Annotated in this window: 16 protein-coding genes and 4 tRNA genes; 15 read left to right on the top strand and 5 right to left on the bottom strand. The window is 62.4% G+C overall.

The features are described 5' to 3' along the window. Nucleotides 1-11: 11 nt before the first annotated feature. A complete protein-coding gene (locus tag Q8O69_RS18395) occupies nt 12-908 on the bottom strand; it encodes an EamA family transporter (protein ID WP_305593647.1) in 897 nt (298 codons plus the stop codon). 243 nt (nt 909-1,151) lie between these two features. Here Q8O69_RS18395 and gltX point away from each other — a divergent pair, with 243 nt between their 5' ends. The 7 genes from gltX (at nt 1,152) to Q8O69_RS18360 (ending at nt 4,893) form a co-directional block, all read left to right on the top strand. Next, the gene (gltX, locus tag Q8O69_RS18390; RefSeq protein ID WP_305593646.1) at nt 1,152-2,633 is read left to right on the top strand and encodes a glutamate--tRNA ligase; all 1,482 of its coding nucleotides are present in this window, start codon (nt 1,152-1,154) and stop codon (nt 2,631-2,633) included. A gap of 146 nt (nt 2,634-2,779) precedes the next feature. Beyond that, nucleotides 2,780-2,855 (top strand) — tRNA-Ala (locus Q8O69_RS18385). A gap of 63 nt (nt 2,856-2,918) precedes the next feature. Next, a tRNA-Glu gene (locus Q8O69_RS18380) sits at nt 2,919-2,994 on the top strand. Between the two features lie 51 nt (nt 2,995-3,045). Continuing rightward, nucleotides 3,046-3,121 (top strand) — tRNA-Ala (locus Q8O69_RS18375). A 64-nt stretch (nt 3,122-3,185) separates the two neighbouring features. After that, nucleotides 3,186-3,261, top strand: a tRNA-Glu gene (locus Q8O69_RS18370). A 242-nt stretch (nt 3,262-3,503) separates the two neighbouring features. Continuing rightward, entirely contained in the window at nt 3,504-4,043 is a 540-nt protein-coding gene (locus tag Q8O69_RS18365) for a TetR/AcrR family transcriptional regulator (RefSeq protein ID WP_305593645.1), read from the top strand. A gap of 10 nt (nt 4,044-4,053) precedes the next feature. After that, nucleotides 4,054-4,893, top strand: coding sequence for an alpha/beta fold hydrolase (locus tag Q8O69_RS18360; RefSeq protein WP_305593644.1), 840 nt, complete (start codon nt 4,054-4,056; stop codon nt 4,891-4,893). On the opposite strand, the gene Q8O69_RS18355 is transcribed toward Q8O69_RS18360, so the two are convergent. Next, nucleotides 4,863-6,722, bottom strand: coding sequence for a diguanylate cyclase (locus tag Q8O69_RS18355; protein ID WP_305593681.1), 1,860 nt, complete (start codon nt 6,720-6,722; stop codon nt 4,863-4,865). The genes Q8O69_RS18360 and Q8O69_RS18355 overlap by 31 nt on opposite strands. Before the next feature lie 100 nt (nt 6,723-6,822). Between Q8O69_RS18355 and Q8O69_RS18350 the strand changes: the two genes are divergently transcribed. From Q8O69_RS18350 to Q8O69_RS18330, 5 genes are all read left to right on the top strand, one after another. Then, nucleotides 6,823-7,503 carry a 6-phosphogluconolactonase gene (locus Q8O69_RS18350; RefSeq protein ID WP_305593643.1) on the top strand — a complete coding sequence of 227 codons (681 nt, stop codon included), beginning with the start codon at nt 6,823-6,825 and terminating at the stop codon, nt 7,501-7,503. 76 nt (nt 7,504-7,579) lie between these two features. Further along, the gene (gene edd, locus Q8O69_RS18345) at nt 7,580-9,388 is read left to right on the top strand and encodes a phosphogluconate dehydratase (protein ID WP_305593680.1); all 1,809 of its coding nucleotides are present in this window, start codon (nt 7,580-7,582) and stop codon (nt 9,386-9,388) included. Between the two features lie 36 nt (nt 9,389-9,424). Then, a complete protein-coding gene (locus tag Q8O69_RS18340) occupies nt 9,425-10,075 on the top strand; it encodes a bifunctional 4-hydroxy-2-oxoglutarate aldolase/2-dehydro-3-deoxy-phosphogluconate aldolase (RefSeq protein ID WP_275963083.1) in 651 nt (216 codons plus the stop codon). Beyond that, nucleotides 10,072-10,521 carry a thioesterase family protein gene (locus tag Q8O69_RS18335; protein WP_275963084.1) on the top strand — a complete coding sequence of 150 codons (450 nt, stop codon included), beginning with the start codon at nt 10,072-10,074 and terminating at the stop codon, nt 10,519-10,521. The genes Q8O69_RS18340 and Q8O69_RS18335 overlap by 4 nt, the downstream gene beginning before the upstream one ends. Before the next feature lie 113 nt (nt 10,522-10,634). Further along, nucleotides 10,635-11,615 carry a tRNA-dihydrouridine synthase gene (locus Q8O69_RS18330; RefSeq protein ID WP_305593642.1) on the top strand — a complete coding sequence of 327 codons (981 nt, stop codon included), beginning with the start codon at nt 10,635-10,637 and terminating at the stop codon, nt 11,613-11,615. A gap of 9 nt (nt 11,616-11,624) precedes the next feature. On the opposite strand, the gene Q8O69_RS18325 is transcribed toward Q8O69_RS18330, so the two are convergent. After that, entirely contained in the window at nt 11,625-12,371 is a 747-nt protein-coding gene (locus Q8O69_RS18325; RefSeq protein ID WP_305593641.1) for an SDR family oxidoreductase, read from the bottom strand. A gap of 130 nt (nt 12,372-12,501) precedes the next feature. On the opposite strand from Q8O69_RS18325, the gene Q8O69_RS18320 reads away from it, so the two are divergent. Beyond that, nucleotides 12,502-12,948, top strand: a complete 447-nt coding sequence (locus Q8O69_RS18320) for an Hsp20 family protein (protein ID WP_305593640.1) — start codon at nt 12,502-12,504, stop codon at nt 12,946-12,948. Between the two features lie 48 nt (nt 12,949-12,996). On the opposite strand, the gene Q8O69_RS18315 is transcribed toward Q8O69_RS18320, so the two are convergent. Continuing rightward, entirely contained in the window at nt 12,997-16,296 is a 3,300-nt protein-coding gene (locus tag Q8O69_RS18315) for a bifunctional diguanylate cyclase/phosphodiesterase (protein WP_305593639.1), read from the bottom strand. 103 nt (nt 16,297-16,399) lie between these two features. Beyond that, complete coding sequence (locus Q8O69_RS18310) at nt 16,400-17,293, bottom strand: LysR family transcriptional regulator (RefSeq protein WP_305593638.1); 894 nt, start codon at nt 17,291-17,293, stop codon at nt 16,400-16,402. A gap of 182 nt (nt 17,294-17,475) precedes the next feature. Here Q8O69_RS18310 and leuC point away from each other — a divergent pair, with 182 nt between their 5' ends. Further along, a complete protein-coding gene (gene leuC / locus Q8O69_RS18305) occupies nt 17,476-18,903 on the top strand; it encodes a 3-isopropylmalate dehydratase large subunit (protein WP_305593637.1) in 1,428 nt (475 codons plus the stop codon). Between the two features lie 10 nt (nt 18,904-18,913). Beyond that, nucleotides 18,914-19,561 carry a 3-isopropylmalate dehydratase small subunit gene (gene leuD / locus Q8O69_RS18300; RefSeq protein ID WP_304864245.1) on the top strand — a complete coding sequence of 216 codons (648 nt, stop codon included), beginning with the start codon at nt 18,914-18,916 and terminating at the stop codon, nt 19,559-19,561. The last annotated feature ends 20 nt before the right edge of the window (nt 19,562-19,581 follow it).

Raw genomic sequence — 19,581 nt, 5'->3', positions numbered from 1 at the left:
CAGGTTTGCGATTAACGGCGGCCAAAGATAATCAGCACCACGCCGCCCAGGGTGATGCCGCAGGCCACCATCGCCATCAGGCTGAGCCGTTCGCCCAGCAGCAGGTAGCCCAGCAGCAACGCAACCACCGGGTTGACGAAGGCGAAGGTCGATACCAGGCTCGGCCGTACTTCGCGCAGCAGCCAGAAATACGCCGGATACACGCCGAGGCTGACCGGCAGTACCAAGTAGGCCAGCCACAGCCAGGCATTGCTGCTTATGGCGCGCAGGTCGAGTGCTTGCCAATCGCCATGCCACAGGCCGAACAGCGCCAGTAGTAGTGCGCCGATCAGCATCTGCAGGCTCAGCCCCAGCCAGCTGGAGCGAAACGGCGGGCGCTGGCGCATCAACCAGGCGCCGCCGGCCCAGAGCAGCGTGGCAAACACCACCAGCAGCCCGGCGAACCACTGCTCGGCCGAGGCGCTATGGTCCAGAGCGTTATTCATCAGCAGCACAATCCCGCCGCAGGCCAGAGCCAGGCCGCACATCACCCACAGCGGCGGGCGCTCACCGAGCAGCCATTCCAGCGCTACGCTCCATAACGGCAGGGTGGTGTAGAGCATCGCCAGCATGCCGGTCGGCAAATACTGGTTGGCGTAGATCAGCGCGCCCTGGCCGACCGCAATCAAGGCCAGGCTGCCAATCAGCACGCCGCCCCAGTCACTGCGCTGCATGCGCAGTTGGCCGCTGAGCACCACCCAGGCCAGGGCGAGCAGGCCGGCAATCGAGAAGCGCAGGCAGCCGATGATAAAGGGCGGTACTTCCAGCAGGAGAAAGTGGTTGGCCAGGTAGGTGGTGCCCCAGCCGATATAAATAGTGGCAAAGGCGACGATCAGCAGCAGGCTGCGGGTGCGTGATGGGGTAGGCATGGCGATCTGAGTTGACGAGGGCAGGGCGGGTGCCTGGAAAAGTGGCAAGGCCCGCAGTAGAGGGCGTCAGTCTAAGCGGGCTGGCGTTGTTGTCCAGCCTGCTGCGCACTACAAGACAAAGCGTTAACCCGCCGCAGGCGCTGGCGTCGCTGAAATAGCCGCGCTGGCTGGAGCCGGCGGCGGCCAGCCTGTTAATATCGCGCCCTTGAAAGATTGCCCGTTGCACATTCTCTGAGAGCCGCCATGACCACCGTTCGTACCCGTATCGCGCCGTCGCCCACTGGTGATCCGCACGTAGGCACCGCCTATATCGCCCTGTTCAACCTGTGCTTTGCCCGTCAGCACGGTGGCGAATTTATCCTGCGTATCGAAGATACCGATCAAGTGCGCTCGACCCGCGAGTCGGAACAGCAGATTTACGACGCCCTGCGCTGGCTGGGTATCGAGTGGAGCGAAGGCCCGGACGTCGGTGGCCCGCACGGCCCGTATCGGCAGAGTGAGCGTGGGCATATCTACCAGAAGTACAGCGCCGAGCTGGTGGAGAAAAGCCATGCCTTCCACTGCTTCTGCAGCGCCGAGCGTCTGGACAAGCTGCGCGCCGAGCAGATGGAAGCCAAGCAGACGCCGCGCTATGACGGCCACTGCATGCATCTCTCCGGTGAAGAGGTGCAACAGCGCCTGGCCGCTGGTGAGCCGAATGTCGTACGCATGAAGGTGCCGACTGAAGGCGTGTGCGTGGTGCCGGATATGTTGCGTGGCGAAGTGGAGATTCCGTGGGATCGCATGGACATGCAGGTGCTGATGAAGACCGATGGCCTGCCGACCTACTTCCTGGCCAACGTGGTCGATGACCACCTGATGGGCATCACCCACGTGCTGCGTGGCGAAGAATGGCTGCCGTCGGCGCCCAAGCTGATCCTGCTGTACGAGTACTTCGGCTGGGACAAACCGCAGCTGTGCTACATGCCGCTGCTGCGTAACCCGGATAAGAGCAAGCTGTCCAAGCGCAAGAACCCGACCTCGATCACTTTCTACGAGCGCATGGGCTTCCTGCCGCAGGCGATGCTTAACTACCTCGGACGCATGGGCTGGTCGATGCCGGACGAGCGCGAGAAGTTCAGCCTCGACGAGATGGTTGAACATTTCGACATCAATCGGGTTTCCTTGGGCGGGCCGATCTTCGACCTGGAGAAACTGTCCTGGCTCAACGGCCAGTGGATGCGCGAACTGAGCGTCGAAGAGTTCGCCGCTGGCGCACAGAAGTGGGCATTCAACAGCAACTACCTGATGCAGATCGCCCCGCATGTGCAGGGCCGGGTGGAAACCTTTAGCCAGATCGCGCCATTGGCCAGCTTCTTCTTCGCCGGCGGGGTGGCCCCAGATGCCGCGCTGTTCGAGCACAAGAAGCTCTCGCCTGAGCAGGTGCGTCAGGTTATGCAGCTGATCTTGTGGAAGCTGGAAGCGCTGCGTCAGTGGGAAAAAGACAAGATCACCGGCTGCATCCAGGCGGTGGTCGAACATCTAGAGTTGAAGCTGCGCGACGCCATGCCGCTGATGTTCGCCGCCATCACCGGGCATGCCAGTTCGGTGTCGGTGCTCGATGCCATGGAAATTATCGGCCCGGACCTGACTCGCTTCCGCCTGCGTCAGGCCATCGAGTTGCTCGGTGGCGTGTCGAAGAAAGAAAACAAAGAGTGGGAGAAGCTGCTGGCAGCCATCGCCTAAGCAGCTGAATGCCCCGTCCAGCCGTCGTTTTGGCGTGCCGGGATGGGGTAAGTGGTTGTTCTGTCAGCATAAAGAATGCTGATGCCGGTAAAAATTTTGTTGACAGGTGTGGGGCGTGCTCTTAACATGCGCCCCGTCCTTGAGATGGGGCTATAGCTCAGCTGGGAGAGCGCTTGCATGGCATGCAAGAGGTCAACGGTTCGATCCCGTTTAGCTCCACCATCTTCAAAGCCGCAAGGCTTGCCACAATCAGCTCCAGCAGCTGGTTGGTTGTAGAAGGGTTACGTCCCCTTCGTCTAGTGGCCTAGGACACCGCCCTTTCACGGCGGTAACAGGGGTTCGAGTCCCCTAGGGGACGCCAGTATTAAAAAGCAGTGCCGGTTTGGGCTGTGAGCCGAGAGGCGATAAATCTGGGGGTATAGCTCAGCTGGGAGAGCGCTTGCATGGCATGCAAGAGGTCAACGGTTCGATCCCGTTTATCTCCACCAATTTAGCAGTATTAGTAACTGCCACGGGGCCAGCGTAAAGCTGGCCTTGTTCTTCGAAGGTTTCGTCCCCTTCGTCTAGTGGCCTAGGACACCGCCCTTTCACGGCGGTAACAGGGGTTCGAGTCCCCTAGGGGACGCCATTTTTGCCCGCTCTGCGGGATTTTGAAGGGTCATTCATTATTGAATGGCCCTTTTGTTTTTATGGCCTGCTATCCGTGGCGGCCATCCTCCGGGCGCGTCACTGCGCGACGTTAAAAATTGCTCCAGGCAATTTCTTCTACCTCCTGAAGATTATTTCTCTAGCCGATCAGTGGTTGCCGCTCGGGCTTGCTTAATTGTATTACGCCTATAATATTGCAGTCGTAATATTAAGGAGGCGAGCATGAGCGAGAAGAAGGCGCACACCCGCGAACGCATCCTGGCTGCTGCCAGCGCGGCGTTGTTGCAGCGTGGTCCGGCTGAGCCCAGCGTGGGCGAGGTGATGGGGGCGGCTGGTCTGACGGTCGGCGGCTTCTATGCGCATTTCGAGAGCAAGGATGCGCTGATGCTGGAGGTGTTCCAGCAGATGCTCTGCCAGCGTCGGGAGCGGGTCACGCAGCTTGATCCGGCTTTGCCTGCTCACGAGCGCCGGGTGCTGCTGGCGGCCTTCTATCTGTCGCGCAAGCACCGCGATGCCGGTGAACAGGGTTGTCCGCTGCCCAGTTCAGTAGGTGAGCTGGCGCGTATGCCGGATGGTTTTCGCGGCGTGCTGGCTGAGCATATCGAGCTGATGACGGCGCAGCTGGCGGGCAGTCCTGAAGAGGCTGATCAGGCGCTGGCCGATATCGCTTTGATGGTCGGAGGGCTGGCGCTGGCACGCGCGCTGGGTCCCGGTGAGTTGTCTGATCGAGTCTTGCGTGCCGCTAAATCGGCAATCGTCTGAGGATATGGCAATGAATAGCATGAGCTGGGTTCGTGGTTTCAACGCATCGATTGGTCTACTGGCGCCGCATGCCCTGGCCAGCAAGCTGCGCCGGGAATTTATGACGCCGCATACCTTGCCCCCGCGGGACTGGGAATTGCCGCTGCTAGCACAGGCCGAGCGCATCACCCTGCGTTTCGGTCTGTCAGCGCTGCGCTGGGGCAGTGGGCCGGCTGTGTTGTTGATGCATGGCTGGGAAGGACGGCCGACGCAGTTCGCCGAGCTGATCAAGGCCTTGGTCAATGCCGGCTACGGCGTGGTGGCGCTGGATGCCCCGGCCCATGGCCGTTCGCCTGGGCGTGAAGCCAATGTGGTGTTGTTTGCCCGTGCCTTGCTGGAGGCCGCCAGCGAACTGCCGCCGCTGAAGGCGGTGATTGGTCATTCCATGGGTGGCGCCAGTGCTTTGCTGGCCACCCAGTTGGGTTTGCGTACTGAGGCGTTGGTCAGCATTGCCGCGCCCAGCCGGATTCTGACCATGCTGCGGCGCTTCTCACGTTATATGGGGCTGCCGCGTCAGGCGCGCGCGCACTTTGTCCGGCTGGTCGAAGAGAAAGCTGGGATTCCCGCTGGGCAGCTTGATAGCGCGCACTACCAGCTGGATTTCCCCGGATTGGTTGTGCATGCGGTGGACGATCCGATGGTGCCGTTCAGCGAGGCTGAATCGATTCATCAGAGCTGGTTTGACAGCCGCCTGCTGCGCCTGGAAAGCGGCGGGCATCAGCGTGTCTTGGCTGATCCGCGGGTGGTCCAAGCGGTGCTGGAACTGTTGGAGTCGTTGAGTCAGACATCGTCCAAGGCGCTGGCTTCGTAACCGATAACCTTGTTACGCCCGGCGGCCTTGGCTTTATACAGCGCTTGGTCGGCGTGGCGTAGCAGCTGCTCGCGGTCGCTGCCGGCATCCGGAATCAGCGTGTACACGCCGATGCTCAGGCTCAGATTGATACTCAGGCCTTGGTGCATGCAGGGGTGGCTGGCCAGGTCTGCACGCAGCTGCTCGGCCAGGTCCATGGCGCCGGACTGATCGGTGTCGCAGAGCACGGCGGCAAACTCTTCGCCGCCAAAACGCACCAGCAGGTCATTACTTCGCATGCGCTGCTGCATGCGCAGGGCAGCGTGCTGCAGGCAGGCGTCGCCAACCAGATGGCCGTGCTGGTCGTTGACCTTCTTGAAGTGATCCAGGTCCATCATCAGCATGGCGATTGGCTGCTGGCTGCGGTTGGCCTGGGCGAGCATGCGCTCCAGTTCTTCGTTGAGCACCTGGCGGTTGAACAGCCCGGTCAGGCTGTCGCGACGGCTGAGTTCGGCCAGCTGTCGGTTGGCGGTGGAAAGCTCCTGCAGGGCCTGTTGCAAGGAGGCGGTGCGCTCCTCTACGCGGGCCTCCAGACCTTCGTTGATCTGCTGCTGCAGATCCAGACTCTTGGCCTGTTCCATGCGCAGTTCGTGCTCGTTGGCAAACAGCTGGGCCTGGGCCTGTTGCTGGGCGCTTTGCGCCAGGCGGATGCGTGAGCCGAGGGCAATCGAGAAAATCACCAGCTCAAGCAAGCTGCCGATCTGCTGGGCGTGCAGGGTTAGTAGCGAATTGGCGATCAGGCCGGTGCCGCTGAGCACGCTGAACAGGCTGGCGATAATCAGGGCTGACCAGCCGAGGGCAAACAGCTTGGCCGGCGGGTAGCCGTCGCGCCAGCGCAGCACGGTGAAGATGCAGCCGAAAATTGCGCAAACCAGTAGCAGCACGAAACTGCCGATCAGTGCGACGAGATAGGGGGCGACCAATGCCAGCGCCATCACCAGCAGGCTGCTGCCAATCAGGCCGCGGCAGATCGAACGGTACGCCGGGTGTTGGTTCTTGAGGTCGAGTACGCCATAGGTGAACAGCACGCCGAACAGGGTTGCCAGCGCTGAACTGAACGGGAAACTCATCTGCTGCCAGGTCAGTGACTCGGGCCAGAACCATTGCAGGGCAAAACCCAGCTGGATGAACTGGTAGAGGCTGAAACTGGCGACAAACAGGCTGTACCACAGGTAGTTGCGGTCGCGGGTGATGATAAAGATCGACAGGTTGTAGATCATCATCACCAGCAGGGCACCGAAAAACAGACCCTGTAACAGCAGCATGCGTTGTTCGTGGTGGTTGAAGCCTTCGCTGCTCATCAGGCTGGCGCTGAGGTTGGCCGAGCCGTCGGTCTGCATGCGCAGGATCAGCTCGCGTTCTTCTCCGGCTGCCAGGCTGAATGGCAGCACCAGTTGGCGGTGATTGACCCAGCGCTGGTGGAATGGCCGCTGGTCGCCGGCCTGATACACCCGGCCGTCGTCCAGGCCGTAGGCGTCCAGGGTGTCGAGCAGTGGATTACCGATCAACAGCACCCAGTTGATGGCGTTATCCGCCGGGTTGTGCAGGCTGAAACGCAGCCAGTAGGCGTGGGTGCTGTAGCCGAAACTGGCATCGCGACGGGCCACCGGTTGCCAGGCGGATTCAGGCAGCTGACGAACGCTGTGGATGTCCGCCAGGCCTTCGGGGTCTGCCCAGACGTGCATGGCGGGGCCAGGCAGCAGTGGCGTATCGCTGGCCAGCAGCGGCAGGCTGGTGGTGGCCTGCGCCAGTGCGGGCAACAACAGCAGTAGAAGTACGCGCAGCAACACGATCAAAAGAGGCTTTCCCTAGCAAGGATGTTGGCGGACACGACAAAGGTGCATTATTGCGCGGCCTTATGACATACCGATAGCTTAGCCGGGGTTGCTTATGAGCCAAAATTTGCTGCATTGCCATGTTCAGCGCGACGCCTGCCTGCATGCGCTGGCCGCCGACCTGCTGGCGCAGATTCAGGCCACGCTGGCGCAACAGCCTCGCGCTGGACTGATCCTGCCTGGCGGCAGTAGCCCGCGGGCCTTGTTGCCTTTACTGGCGCAGCAACTGGACAGTCAGCGTATCGACCTCAGCCCCAGTGATGAGCGCTGGGTGGCAGCGCAGGCCGCCGAAAGCAACTGGCAGTTGCTGCATCAGGGATTGCCACAGGCTAACTGCCTGGACCCACGCCAGGGCGCGACGTTGCCCCAGTCGGCGAGCAGCTGGGGCGAGCAACTGGCGCAGTGGTCGCCGTTTAGCGCGGTGCTGCTGGGGATGGGGGAAGACGGCCATATCGCCTCGCTGTTTCCCGGTATGCCTGGCCTGGCGGCTGCGCTCGATCCGCAAGCCGAACCTGCAGCCTTGCCAGCGCTGGCACCGCAAGAGCCGCGAGAGCGTCTGTCGCTGAACCTGGCCATGCTGCAGCGTGGTCAGTGGCTGGGCTTACTGGCGTTTGGCGAAGCTAAGCGCGCGTTGATCGAGGCTGTGCTGGCCGACCAGCCGGCGTCGCGTGGGTTACCGTTGTATGTCTGGCTGCAGCGCAGCCCGTTGCCGGTGAATATCTACTGGGCTCCTTGAGCGCCTGCTGCGTTAAAGCCAGCTTTAAGTCGGTACACTGTAAGCCTGTACCTCGCCGATAAAGGGACTCGTCATGTTGCATCCGGTTGTTGAGCAGGTTACCGCCGCACTGGAAACGCGTTCGGCCAAGCGCCGCGAGCGTTATTTGCAGCGCCTGGCCCTGGCGGCCGGGCGCACCGCGCATCAGGCCCTGGGCTGCTCCAATCTGGCCCATGCCCTGGCTGCGCAGCCCGAGGATGCGCGGCTGATCATGAGGCAGGGCGGCTCACCGCATGTCGCGATCATCTCCAGCTACAACGATCTGCTTTCGGCTCATGCACCGCTCAGGGAGTATCCCGAGCGCCTGAAAGTGGCGCTGGCCAAGGCCGGCGCGACCTCGCAGTTCGCCGCCGGGGTGCCGGCCATGTGTGATGGCATTACCCAGGGTGAGGCTGGCATGCAGCTGTCGCTGTTCTCCCGTGACCTGATTGCCCAGGCCGCTGCCATCGGGTTGACCCACGGCATTTTTGACGGCGCGCTGTATCTCGGCGTGTGCGACAAGATAGTCCCCGGCCTGCTGATCGGCGCGCTGCATTTCGGTCACCTGCCGGCGGTGTTCGTGCCGGCCGGGCCCATGCAGTCGGGCCTGCCGAACAAGGAAAAAGCCGCCGTCCGCCAGCGCTACGCCCGCGGCGAAGCCAGCCGTGATGAGCTGCTGGCCGCCGAGTTGGCTGCTTACCACGAGGCTGGTACTTGCACCTTCTACGGCACCGCCAATACCAATCAGCTGCTGATGGAAGCCATGGGCCTGCACGTACCGGGCAGCGCCTTTATCCATCCCTACACGCCGCTGCGCGATGCGCTGACCGATGAAGCCGCGCGGCTGGTGGCGCACAACAGTCGGCAGGGCGAACGTTACTTGCCGGTCGGTCAACAGATTGATGCACGGGCGCTGATCAATGCGGTGGTGGCCTTGCTCGCCAGCGGCGGTTCAACCAACCACACCCTGCACCTGCCGGCCATTGCCCGGGCGGCTGGTTATGAATTGAGCTGGGATGATTTCGCCGAACTGTCCAAGGTCGTACCGCTGCTGGCGCGGGTTTATCCCAATGGTGCGGCGGATGTGAATCAGTTTCAGGCCGCCGGTGGGCCGGCCTGGTTGCTGCGTGAGCTGCTCGGCGCCGGCTTGCTGCATGACGATGTCGCCACCGCCGCCGGGCATGGTTTGCGTGCCTATACCCGCGAACCCTGGCTGGATGGCGAGCGCTTGGCCTGGCGCGAGCTGCCGGCGCAGAGCCCAGCTCCGGATATTGTCCGGCCGGCCGCCGAGCCGTTTGCCGAGGAGGGCGGGCTGGTGCTGCTGACCGGCAACCTGGGCCGCGCCATCCTGAAAACCTCGGCGGTGGACCCGGCGTTCTGGCAAATCCGCGCCCAGGCGCGCATTTTCGATTCGGAAGCGGCCGTGCAGGCCGCCTACAGCGCTGGCGAGCTGCAAGGTGACCTGGTGCTGGTGGTGCGCTTCCAAGGCCCACAAGCCAATGGCATGCCTGAGCTGCACAAACTGATGCCGCTGTTGGCCAATCTGCAGCAAGCCGGCCAGCGTGTCGCGCTGATTACCGATGGGCGCATGTCCGGCGCATCCGGGCAGGTTTCCACTGCCCTGCACGTCACCCCGGAGGCGGCGGCAGGAGGCGCCTTGGCGCGGTTGCAGGACGGTGATTGGCTGGTGCTGGATGCGCAAAACGGGCTGCTGCAGGTGGAGTTGAGCGCGCAGCAACTGGCCGCGCGGCCATTGGCGTCTGCCAGTGCCGAGCTGGAATTGGGCTATGGTCTGGAAATGTTCGCCGCCCAGCGCCGTCTGGTTGGCTCGGCCGAGCAGGGCGCCAGCAGCCTGTTTGAAGACTGAACGCGATGATTGAATCTTGAGAGCGGGGAGCAAGGCATGAGCCTGACGATGGATGTGGTGCTGCAACAGGCCCGCCCGGTGTTGCCGGTGTTGGTGATCGACGATATCAGCCTGGCGGTGGACCTGGCCCGTGCGCTGCACGCTGGCGGCATTCGCGTGCTGGAAGTGACCCTGCGCACCCCTGGCGCGCTGGATGCCCTGGCGGCCATGCGCAAGGAATTGCCGGACCTGCTGGTAGGCGCTGGCACCCTGATTCATGCCGAGCAGTTCAGTGAGGCCCGTGATGCCGGTGCGCAGTTCGCCGTCAGCCCTGGCTGCACCGAGCGCCTGGCCGCGGCGGCGGAAGATTCCGGTTTGCCGTATTTGCCGGGGGTGATGACGCCCTCGGAAGTGTTGCTGGCGCTGGAGTACGGCTATCGCTCGCTGAAGCTGTTCCCGGCCAACGGCGCCACCAGCATCAAGATGCTCAAGAGCTTCAAGGGGCCGTTCACCGGCATTCGTTTTTGCCCAACCGGTGGGGTCACCCCGGATAACCTGCTGAGCTTTCTGCGCCTGCCCAACGTGGCTTGCGTCGGCGGCACCTGGATCGCGCCAAGCAACCTGGTGCGCGCCCGCGCCTGGGACCAGATCACTCAATTGGCGGCCGAAGCCCGCGCCCTGGCCGGTAGCCTGGAGCAGCCGGCATGAACTGGGAGCTGAGCAATCCCTTTGTCATCGATATTCAGGTTACGGCAGAGGATATCGATGGCCTCGGTCACGCCAACAATGCGGTCTACGTCAGCTGGCTGGAGCGCTGCGCCTGGCGCCATTCGCAGTTTCTGGGGCTGGACCTGGCTGAGTATCGCCGTCTCGATCGCGCCATGGCCGTGCTGCGCCATGAGATCGACTACCTGGCCAGTGCCTATGAAGACCAGCAGCTGCAGATGGCCACCTGGATTGTCGAGTCCGACCAGCGCTTGAAGATGGACCGGCGCTTCCAGCTGATTCGCCCGGAAGACGGCGTGACCCTGCTGCGGGCGAAAACCACCTTTGTCTGCATCGAGCTGTCCAGCGGCAAGCCCAAGCGCATGCCGCCGGAGTTCGTCGAAGGCTATGGCGCGGCGTTGCAGCCACCTTTCCCGATGGAGCTGTGACGCACCGTCGGGCTAATGCCTGAGCGCTTCACCACCGCGCCGCGTACACTACGCGGCGTTTTTCTATATGCGCCCTTTAGCTCGCGCGGCAAAGAATTTTCAAGAGACTGCCTATGCAAATCGCCCTGGCCCCGATGGAGGGGTTGGTCGACGAAATCCTTCGCGATGTGCTCACTCAGGTGGGCGGCATCGACTGGTGCGTGACGGAATTTATTCGGGTCACTGAGCGGGTGCTGCCCGTCAGCAGCTACGAGAAGCTCGCGCCTGAATTGTTCAGCGGCGCGCAAACGGCCGCTGGCACACCGCTGCGCGTGCAGTTCCTCGGCTCCGATCCGGCCTGCCTGGCGGATAACGCCGCCTTTGCCTGCACCCTGGGTGCGCCGGTGATCGACCTCAATTTCGGCTGCCCCGCCAAGACGGTGAACAAGTCCCGTGGCGGCGCGGTATTGCTCAAAGAGCCCGAGCTGCTTCACGCCATCGTTCGCGAGGTGCGCCGTGCGGTGCCGGCAGCGATTCCGGTGACGGCGAAAATGCGCCTGGGTTTTGATCACAAGGATTACGCCCTGGAGTGCGCCCAGGCGCTGGCCGATGGTGGCGCGGCGCAGATCGTGGTGCATGCGCGAACCAAGGTCGAAGGCTACAAGCCACCGGCGCATTGGGAGTGGGTGGCGCGCGTGCAGGACGTGGTCAAGGTGCCGGTATTTGCCAATGGCGAGATCTGGACCCTGGATGACTGGCAGCGTTGCCGAGAGGTCAGCGGAGTTGAGGACATCATGCTCGGCCGTGGCCTGGTGGCGCGCCCGGATCTGGCCCGGCAGATTGCGGCGGCCAGGGCCGGGCAGGAGGTGGTGGCCATGAGTTGGGCGGAGCTGCAGCCGCTGCTGGCGGATTTCTGGCTGCAGGCGCGGCGCAAGATGTCGCCACGCTACGCACCGGGGCGGCTCAAGCAGTGGCTGGCGATGCTGACGCGCAGCTACCCCGAAGCCACCGAGCTGTTCAACCTGCTGCGCCGTGAAAGCGACTGCCTGCGTATCGATGGTCTGCTCGGTATCGACTTTATCGAGCCTGAGCGTGCCGAGCAGGCGAGCGCTTGATCTTGATATTCAGCGCCCACCGCTGACATCCAGCAGCGCGCCGCTGGTGTAGGACGCCTGCTCGCTGGTCAGCCAGAGAATCGCTTCAGCCACTTCCCTGGCCAAACCGCCGCGGCCCATGGGCACACTCCGGCTGACTCGCGCGACCCGCTCCGGCTCGCCGCCGCTGGCGTGAATCTCGGTCTCAATCACCCCTGGGCGCACCGCGTTAACGCGAATGTCATCGGCCGCGACTTCCTTGGCCAGGCCCAGAGTCATGCTGTCGATGGCGCCTTTGGCCGCTGCGTAGTCGATGTATTCCCCCGGCGCGCCGAGCCGCGCAGCCACCGATGATAAGTTGACGATAGCGCCACCGTTGCCGCCCTGGCGGGTCGACATGCGCTTGATCGCCTCACGGCTGCAGAGAAAGCTGCCGAACACATTGGTGGCGAACACCCGCTGCCAGCGCGCCAGGTCCATCTGCTGCAAAGGCATCTGGGTTTCCAGGATGCCGGCGTTGTTGACCAGTACATCGAGGCGGCCAAAGTGTTGATCGAGGCGGGCGAACAACTGCATCACCTGGTCTTCGTCGGCGACATCCGCCTGCACGGCAATGGCCTGGCCGCCTGCTTGGGTGATTTCGCTCACCAGCGCCTCGGCCGCGGCCTGTTGTCGGTGGTAGTTCAGGCACAGCGCATAACCCTGGGCAGCCGCCAGCCTGGCGGTGGCGGCGCCAATACCGCGGCTGGCGCCGGTGATCAGCATGACCTTGCTCATCGAATTGCTCCCTGTAAGAAAATTTTGCAGAGGCTTGAAATCTACCTGAGTAACCACATTTTTAGTTATGCGGGATGCCGAAGTCGGGTTCCGCGGTTAACCACTCGCTGAATTTCAGGAGATTTAAATCATGAGCACCGCATTTTCCATGACCCCGCTGTTCCGTCAGTCCGTTGGCTTCGACCGTTTCAATGATCTGTTCGAGTCGGCCATGCGCAACGAGGCGGGCAGCAGCTACCCACCCTACAACGTCGAGAAGTATGCCGACGATCAATACCGCATCGTGGTCGCCGCGGCGGGCTTCCAGGAAGACGATCTGGAACTGCAGGTCGAGCGCGGCGTGCTGACCGTTACCGGCGGCAAGCGCGACACCAGCGCCGACAACGTCACCTATCTGTACCAGGGCATCGCTCAGCGTGCGTTCAAGCTGTCGTTCCGCCTGGCCGACCATATCGAGGTCAAGGCTGCCAGCCTGGTCAACGGCCTGCTGAATATCGACCTGGTGCGCATCGTGCCGGAAGAGGCCAAGGCCAAGCGTATTCCGATTGGGGCCAGCCGCACTGTGCTGCAGAGTTAAGCTGCTACGCCGTTAGCAACAAGGGCGCCTGCGGGTGCCCTTGTTGTTTTAGCGGGGCGTCGGCCTGTGGTTGTCGCGCAGCAACTGGCGGAACTGCTCCAGCGGCACCGGCCGACTGAACAGGTAGCCCTGGTAGTGATGGCAGCCCTGTTGCTGGAGGAATTCCAGCTGGTCGGTTTGCTCGACGCCTTCGGCAATCATGTCCAGGCCCAGGCTGCGGGCCATGGCGACGATGGCGCGGATGATTTCCGCGTCGTTGGCGTCTAGGGTGGCGTCGCGCACGAAGGACTGGTCGATCTTCAGCACATCCACCGGCAGGCGCTTGAGGTAGGTCAGCGAGCTGTAGCCGGTGCCGAAATCGTCCATGGCGAAGGTCACGCCGAGGCGTTTGAGGCGGTTCATCTTGGCGATGGTGTCGTCGATGTTCTGGATCACGATGCCTTCGGTGATTTCCAGCTTGAGCATATGCGGTGGCAGGTGGCTGCTGGCCAGGCTGCTTTCCACCAGTTCGACAAAGTCATTCTGACGGAATTGCCGTGGGCTGATATTCACGCACAGGCTGAACTGCGTGGCGTTGACCATGCCCTGCTCAAGCAGCTGGGCGCAGGCGTGGCAGGCTTCGGCGAGCACCCAGCCGCCGACTTCGAGAATCAGCCCGCTTTCTTCAAGAACATGGATAAACAGCGCCGGTGACTGCGCGCCCAGGGTCGGGTGCATCCAGCGCAGCAGGGCTTCGGCGCCGATGATCTGGTTGTCGCGGGCGTCCACCTGGGGCTGAAAGTGCAGCTCGAACTCACCCCGCGCCAGGGCCAGGCGCAGGTCGTTTTCCAGGCGCAGGCGTTCGCTGGCAGCCTTCTGCATGGTGTTGCGAAACAGCTGGATGCAGTTGCGCCCGGAATCCTTGGCCCGGTAGAGGGCGATATCGGCGCGTTTGAGCAGGTCCGAGGGGGTGTCGCCATGGTCGGGAATCAGGGCGATGCCGATGCTCGGGGTGACTTGCAGTTGATGGCCGTCGAGTAGCATCGGTTCGGCCAGCAGGTGGCGCAGTTTTTCTGCCAGGGCGCGGACCTGCTGGACCACTTTCGAACGTTTGCCTTCCAGGCCGGAAATCAGCACGACAAATTCGTCACCGCCCAGGCGCGCCACGGTGTCTTCCTGGCGCACGCTGGCTTCCAGGCGTGCGGTGACCAGCTTGAGCACGGCATCACCGACCGGGTGGCCGAGTGAGTCATTGATGTGCTTGAAGTGGTCTAGGTCGATAAACAGCAGGGCGCCGCGCAGTTCATGACGCTTGAGCAGGGATATCTGCTGGGTCAGGCGGTCGAGCAGCAGGGCGCGGTTGGGCAGGTTGGTCAGCGAGTCGTGGTAGGCCAGGTGCTGCACCTGGGCCTGGGCTGCCTTGAGCTCGCTGATGTCGCGCGCGGTAAGCAGCAGGCAAGGCGTGTTGTTGAGTTCGATGGGCTCGACCGACACCTCGACCAGCTTGACCGTGCCGTCGCGGTGCTTGCCGTGCATTTCCATGTGGTAGACATGGCCCTCGCGCTGCAGCTTCTGCACCATCGCGTCCCGCTCAGCCAGGTCTGCCCAGACATTGAGCTCCATGGCGCTGCGGCCGATCACCTCATCCACGTTATAGCCAGTGAGGCGGCCGAAGCCTTCGTTGACTTCGATATAGCGCCCCGTATCGCGTTCGGTAATGGTGATGGCGTCGGGGCTGGAGTGGAACGCCAGGGCGAATTTTTCCTGGCTGGCCTGCAGCTCGGCCTGGGCTTTCTGCCGCTCGCTGATGTCGCGGAAGGTGGTGAGGATACAGCGCTGGTTATTCAGCAGCATGGGCCTGGATGAAACCACGCAGGTGATCACTCGGCCCTGTTTATCGAGGTAATCGGCCACTTCGTTGTGCAGGCTTTTGTCGCGTTCGAGCTTGTCGTACAGCGCGGCCCGCACGTCGAGGTTGGCCCAGAAGTTCAGGTCAGTCATGCGCCGGCCGATGACTTCCTCGGGTTGCCAGCCGAAGGTCTGACTGAAGCTTGCGTTGATTTCCATGCCCACGCCGTCCGGCAGGGTGGTCAGGGCGACGGGGTCGGGGCTGGCCTGGAACAGGTTGGCGAATTTGGCTTCGGAGGCGGCCAGGCTCTGTTCGCGGCGCACCCGCTCGCTGATGTCGATAAGAATGCCGGCCATGCGCTCGGGCTTGCCATCGGCATCGCGGTAGAGCTTGGCGGTGCTTTCCAGGTAATGCACCTCCTTGTTGCCGTACACCGCGCGGTAGGTGACCTGGTATTCCTCGGTCAGGCCCAGCGCCAGGTTGTTGAAGTGCTTGCGCATGGCGTGGCGGTCTTCCAGCGGAACAAAGCTGAAGAACTTGCGGAAATCGTCATGAAAGGGCTCGTCCGCCAGACCGTGCAGCTTTGAGGCGCGGGCCGAGCCAAACAGCATATTGCTGGGGATGTGCCAGTCCCAGGTGCCGAGGTCGGCCGAGTCCAGGGCCAGATTCAGACGTTCCTGGCTGTCGTGCAGGTCCTGTTCCTGCTGGCGTTGCTGGGTGATATCACGCAGTGATAGGACCAGGCAGGGGATACCGTCCAGGAGTATTTCGCCGCCAAACAGCAGGTTTTTGCGGATGCTGCCGTCGCGGTGGTAAAGCGGTACTTCCAGGCCGTTGAGGGTGTTGCTTTTGACCGCATCCATCATCCGTTGACGGTCTTTCAGGCAGGCCCAGATGCCCATTTCCAGCGAGGTACGGCCGAGGGTCTGTTCACTGGTCCAGCCAAATTGGCGCTCGAAACCGGCGTTGATCTCGACAAAGCGGCCGCTGGATTTTTCGGTGATGACCACGGCGTCGGGGCTGTAGTTAAAGGCATAGGCGAACTTTTCCTCGCTGCTGCGCAGCGCCTGTTCGCGGGCCTGTTGGCTGCTGATATCGCGGATAACGCCCATCACCCGCTGTTTGCCGTCGGCATCTAGCTGCAGGCTGCCGCTGATCTCCAGCCAGTGCAGGCTGCCGTCGGGCCAGAGGATGCGGTGGCGAAAGGCGCGGTTGCTTGGGTTGCCAGCCAGCAGTTGTTCGAACAGGCGCAGGACGTCGGGGCGGTCTTCCTCGGGGATCAGCTCGATATAGTCGATGCGTTTTTCCAGCGGCTGCTTGGGGTCGAGGCCGAATAGGGCCTGGGCGCCGCGAGACCAGCTGACCCGGCCGCTTTCGATGTCCCAGTACCAGGTGCCCAATTTGGCACCGTTGAGGGCGCGCAACAGGCGCGGGGCATCGTTCCAGGTGCTTTCGAATTCGGCAGGGTCCAGTGCCGGGATAAACGGCAGTGGCGGACGGCGATCACTGGATTTAGCCACGACCAACGCTTCCTTTGTCTGCGTGGGTTTTCTGGCCTTTGGCTGAGCAACGGGGCTGAGTCATGCAGAAACCTTTCTTATCGTTATAAGCCCACGTTAGCCCTTAGTCGTTGGCCATTGCAAGGCCATCACGCTGGGCGTCCAGCAGGTTCATAAAGGCCCGCGCAGCGTTGGAAAGGGTGCGTTCGGTGTGGCTGATATAGCCCAGCTGGCGGGTCAGCTGGATGCCCGGTAATGGCAGGCGCGCGACCTGTTCGTCGAGCATGGTGCGCGGCAGTACGCTCCAGGCCAGACCGATGGAGACCATCATCTTGATGGTCTCCAGGTAGTTGGTGCTCATGGCGATATTCGGCGTCAGCCCCTGGGCCTCGAACAGGCGCCGCACAATATGGTGGGTAAAGGTGTTGCCGCCGGGAAACACCGCCGGGTGATGCGCCACATCGGCCAGGCTGATCGCCTGGCTGCGTGCCAGCGGATGCTCGGGGGCGGCGACGAAATCCAGCGGATCGTCCCACACGGCCACCGCATGCACCGGCTCGCGGGTTTCCGGAGCCAGGGTGATCACCGCCAGCTCGGCGCGGCCATGCAGCACCTCTTCATAGGCCACTTCGGAGTCGAGAAACTGGATATCCAGGGCGACCTGCGGATGTGCGCGGGTAAAGGCGCGCAGCAGCGGCGGTAGGCGATGCAGGCCAATGTGGTGACTGGTGGCGAGGGTCAGGCGACCGCTGATCTCGCCATTCAGGTTGGTCAGCGCACGGCGCGTATCATCGAGCACATTGAGAATCTGGTAAGCCCGCGGTAGCAGGGCGCGGCCGGCCTCGGTCAGGCTCACTTCACGGCCCAGGCGATCAAACAGGCGCACACTCAGCTGCTGCTCCAGGCTGGCGATGCGTTTACTTACCGCCGGCTGGGTCAGGTGCAGGCGCTCCGCCGCTTCGGAGAAGCTGCCCAGCTCGGCGATGGCAATAAAGGCATTGAGGGTGGCGAGATCCATACGGCTGTTCCTGGCGGTTGGCGGGGCGCAATGTGCGCTGTTTAAGCTTATTTGTATTCCATTGTGGAATGCTTTGAATGAAAAATATGAATTTGAGTAATTTAATGCAAGCCCATAGGATTACCCCATAAGCCAAAGGGCTATTTGCCCAGGCATAGAAACAGGTTGATGAGGGATAGCGGATGGCCGGCAAAACGCTGTACGACAAGCTCTGGGAAATGCACGAAGTGAAGCGCCGCGACGATGGCTCGTCGCTGATCTACATCGACCGGCATATCCTCCACGAAGTGACCTCGCCCCAGGCCTTTGAGGGCTTGCGTCTGGCCAGCCGCAAACCGTGGCGGATCGACGCCAACATCGCCACGCCGGACCACAACGTGCCGACCACTAAGGCCGAGCGTCAGGGCGGTCTGGAGGCCATCGCCGATGAAGTGTCGCGGATTCAGGTGCAAACCCTGGATGAGAACTGCGATGACTTCGGCATCCTCGAATTCAAGATGAACGACATCCGCCAGGGCATCGTTCACGTCGTTGGTCCAGAGCAGGGCGCGACCTTGCCGGGCATGACCGTGGTCTGCGGCGACTCGCACACCTCGACCCACGGTGCCTTCGGCGCGCTGGCCCACGGCATCGGCACCTCCGAGGTCGAGCATGTGCTGGCGACCCAGTGCCTGGTGGCGAAGAAGATGAAGAACATGCAGGTGTTGGTCGAAGGCCAGCTGCCGTTCGGCGTTACTGCCAAAGACATCGTGCTGGCCGTGATCGGCAAAATCGGCACCGCCGGTGGTAACGGCCATGCGTTGGAGTTTGCTGGCAGCGCAATCCGCGACCTGTCGCTGGAAGGGCGTATGACCATCTGCAATATGTCCATTGAAGCCGGTGCCCGCGTCGGCTTGGTGGCGGTGGACGAGAAGACCATTGCCTACGTTGAAGGCCGTCCGTTTGCCCCGAAAGGCGCTGATTGGGCCGCCGCAGTGGCGCAGTGGCAGGATCTGGTGTCCGATGCCGATGCGCATTTCGACACCGTGGTCGAATTGCGTGCCGAAGACGTCAAGCCGCAGGTCAGCTGGGGCACTTCGCCGGAAATGGTCTTGGCCGTCGATCAGAACGTGCCGGACCCGGCTGCTGAGAGCGACCCGGTGAAGAAGGACTCGATTATCCGCGCCCTGAAATACATGGGTTTGCAGGCCAATCAGGCGATCACCGATATCCAGCTGGATCGCGTATTTATCGGCTCCTGCACCAACTCGCGGATCGAAGACCTGCGTGCCGCCGCTGAAGTGGCCAAGGGCCGCAAGGTCGCCAGCACCATCAAGCAGGCGATGGTGGTGCCGGGCTCCGGGCTGGTCAAAGCCCAGGCGGAACAGGAAGGGTTGCACCACATCTTTATCGAAGCCGGCTTTGAGTGGCGCGAGCCGGGCTGCTCCATGTGCCTGGCGATGAACCCGGACAAACTCGGCAGTGGCGAGCATTGCGCTTCCACCTCCAACCGCAACTTCGAAGGCCGCCAGGGTGCCGGTGGGCGTACGCATCTGGTTAGCCCGGCAATGGCTGCCGCCGCTGCGGTGACCGGCCGCTTTATCGATGTGCGCGAATTGATCCAGGCCTAAGGAGCTGATGATGAAAGCTTTTACCCAACACACCGGCCTGGTCGCTCCATTGGATCGTGCCAACGTCGACACCGACCAGATCATCCCCAAGCAGTTCTTGAAGTCGATCAAGCGCAGCGGTTTCGGCCCGAACCTGTTCGATGAGTGGCGTTACCACGATGTCGGTCAGCCCAATCAGGACAACTCCAAGCGCCCGGTGAATCAGGAGTTCGTGCTGAACTTCGCGCGTTACCAGGGTGCCAGCGTGCTGCTGGCGCGAGAGAACTTCGGTTGCGGCTCATCCCGTGAGCACGCGCCTTGGGCGCTTGAGGAATACGGTTTCCGCACGATCATCGCGCCGAGCTTTGCCGATATCTTCTTCAACAACAGCTTCAAGAACGGCCTGCTGCCGATCATCCTCAAGGAAGACGAGGTCGATGCGCTTTTCCAGCAGGCCGAAGCTACGGTTGGCTATCAGCTGACTGTCGACCTGGCCGCGCAAACCGTGACCCGTCCGGATGGCGTGCAGTACAGCTTCGAGGTCGATGCCTTCCGCAAGCATTGCCTGCTCAATGGCCTGGACGATATCGGCCTGACCCTGCAGGACAGTGACGCGATCAAAACCTTTGAAACCACCTATCAGCAGCGCAGCCCCTGGCTGTTCGGTGCAATCAAGTAATCAGCGGGCGAGTGCATCCA

Source organism: Pseudomonas sp. (genome assembly GCF_030690725.1).
Lineage (GTDB): Bacteria > Pseudomonadota > Gammaproteobacteria > Pseudomonadales > Pseudomonadaceae > Aquipseudomonas.
Note: the sequence above shows the minus strand (reverse complement) of the source record. Positions and strands in the feature narration are given on the sequence as shown.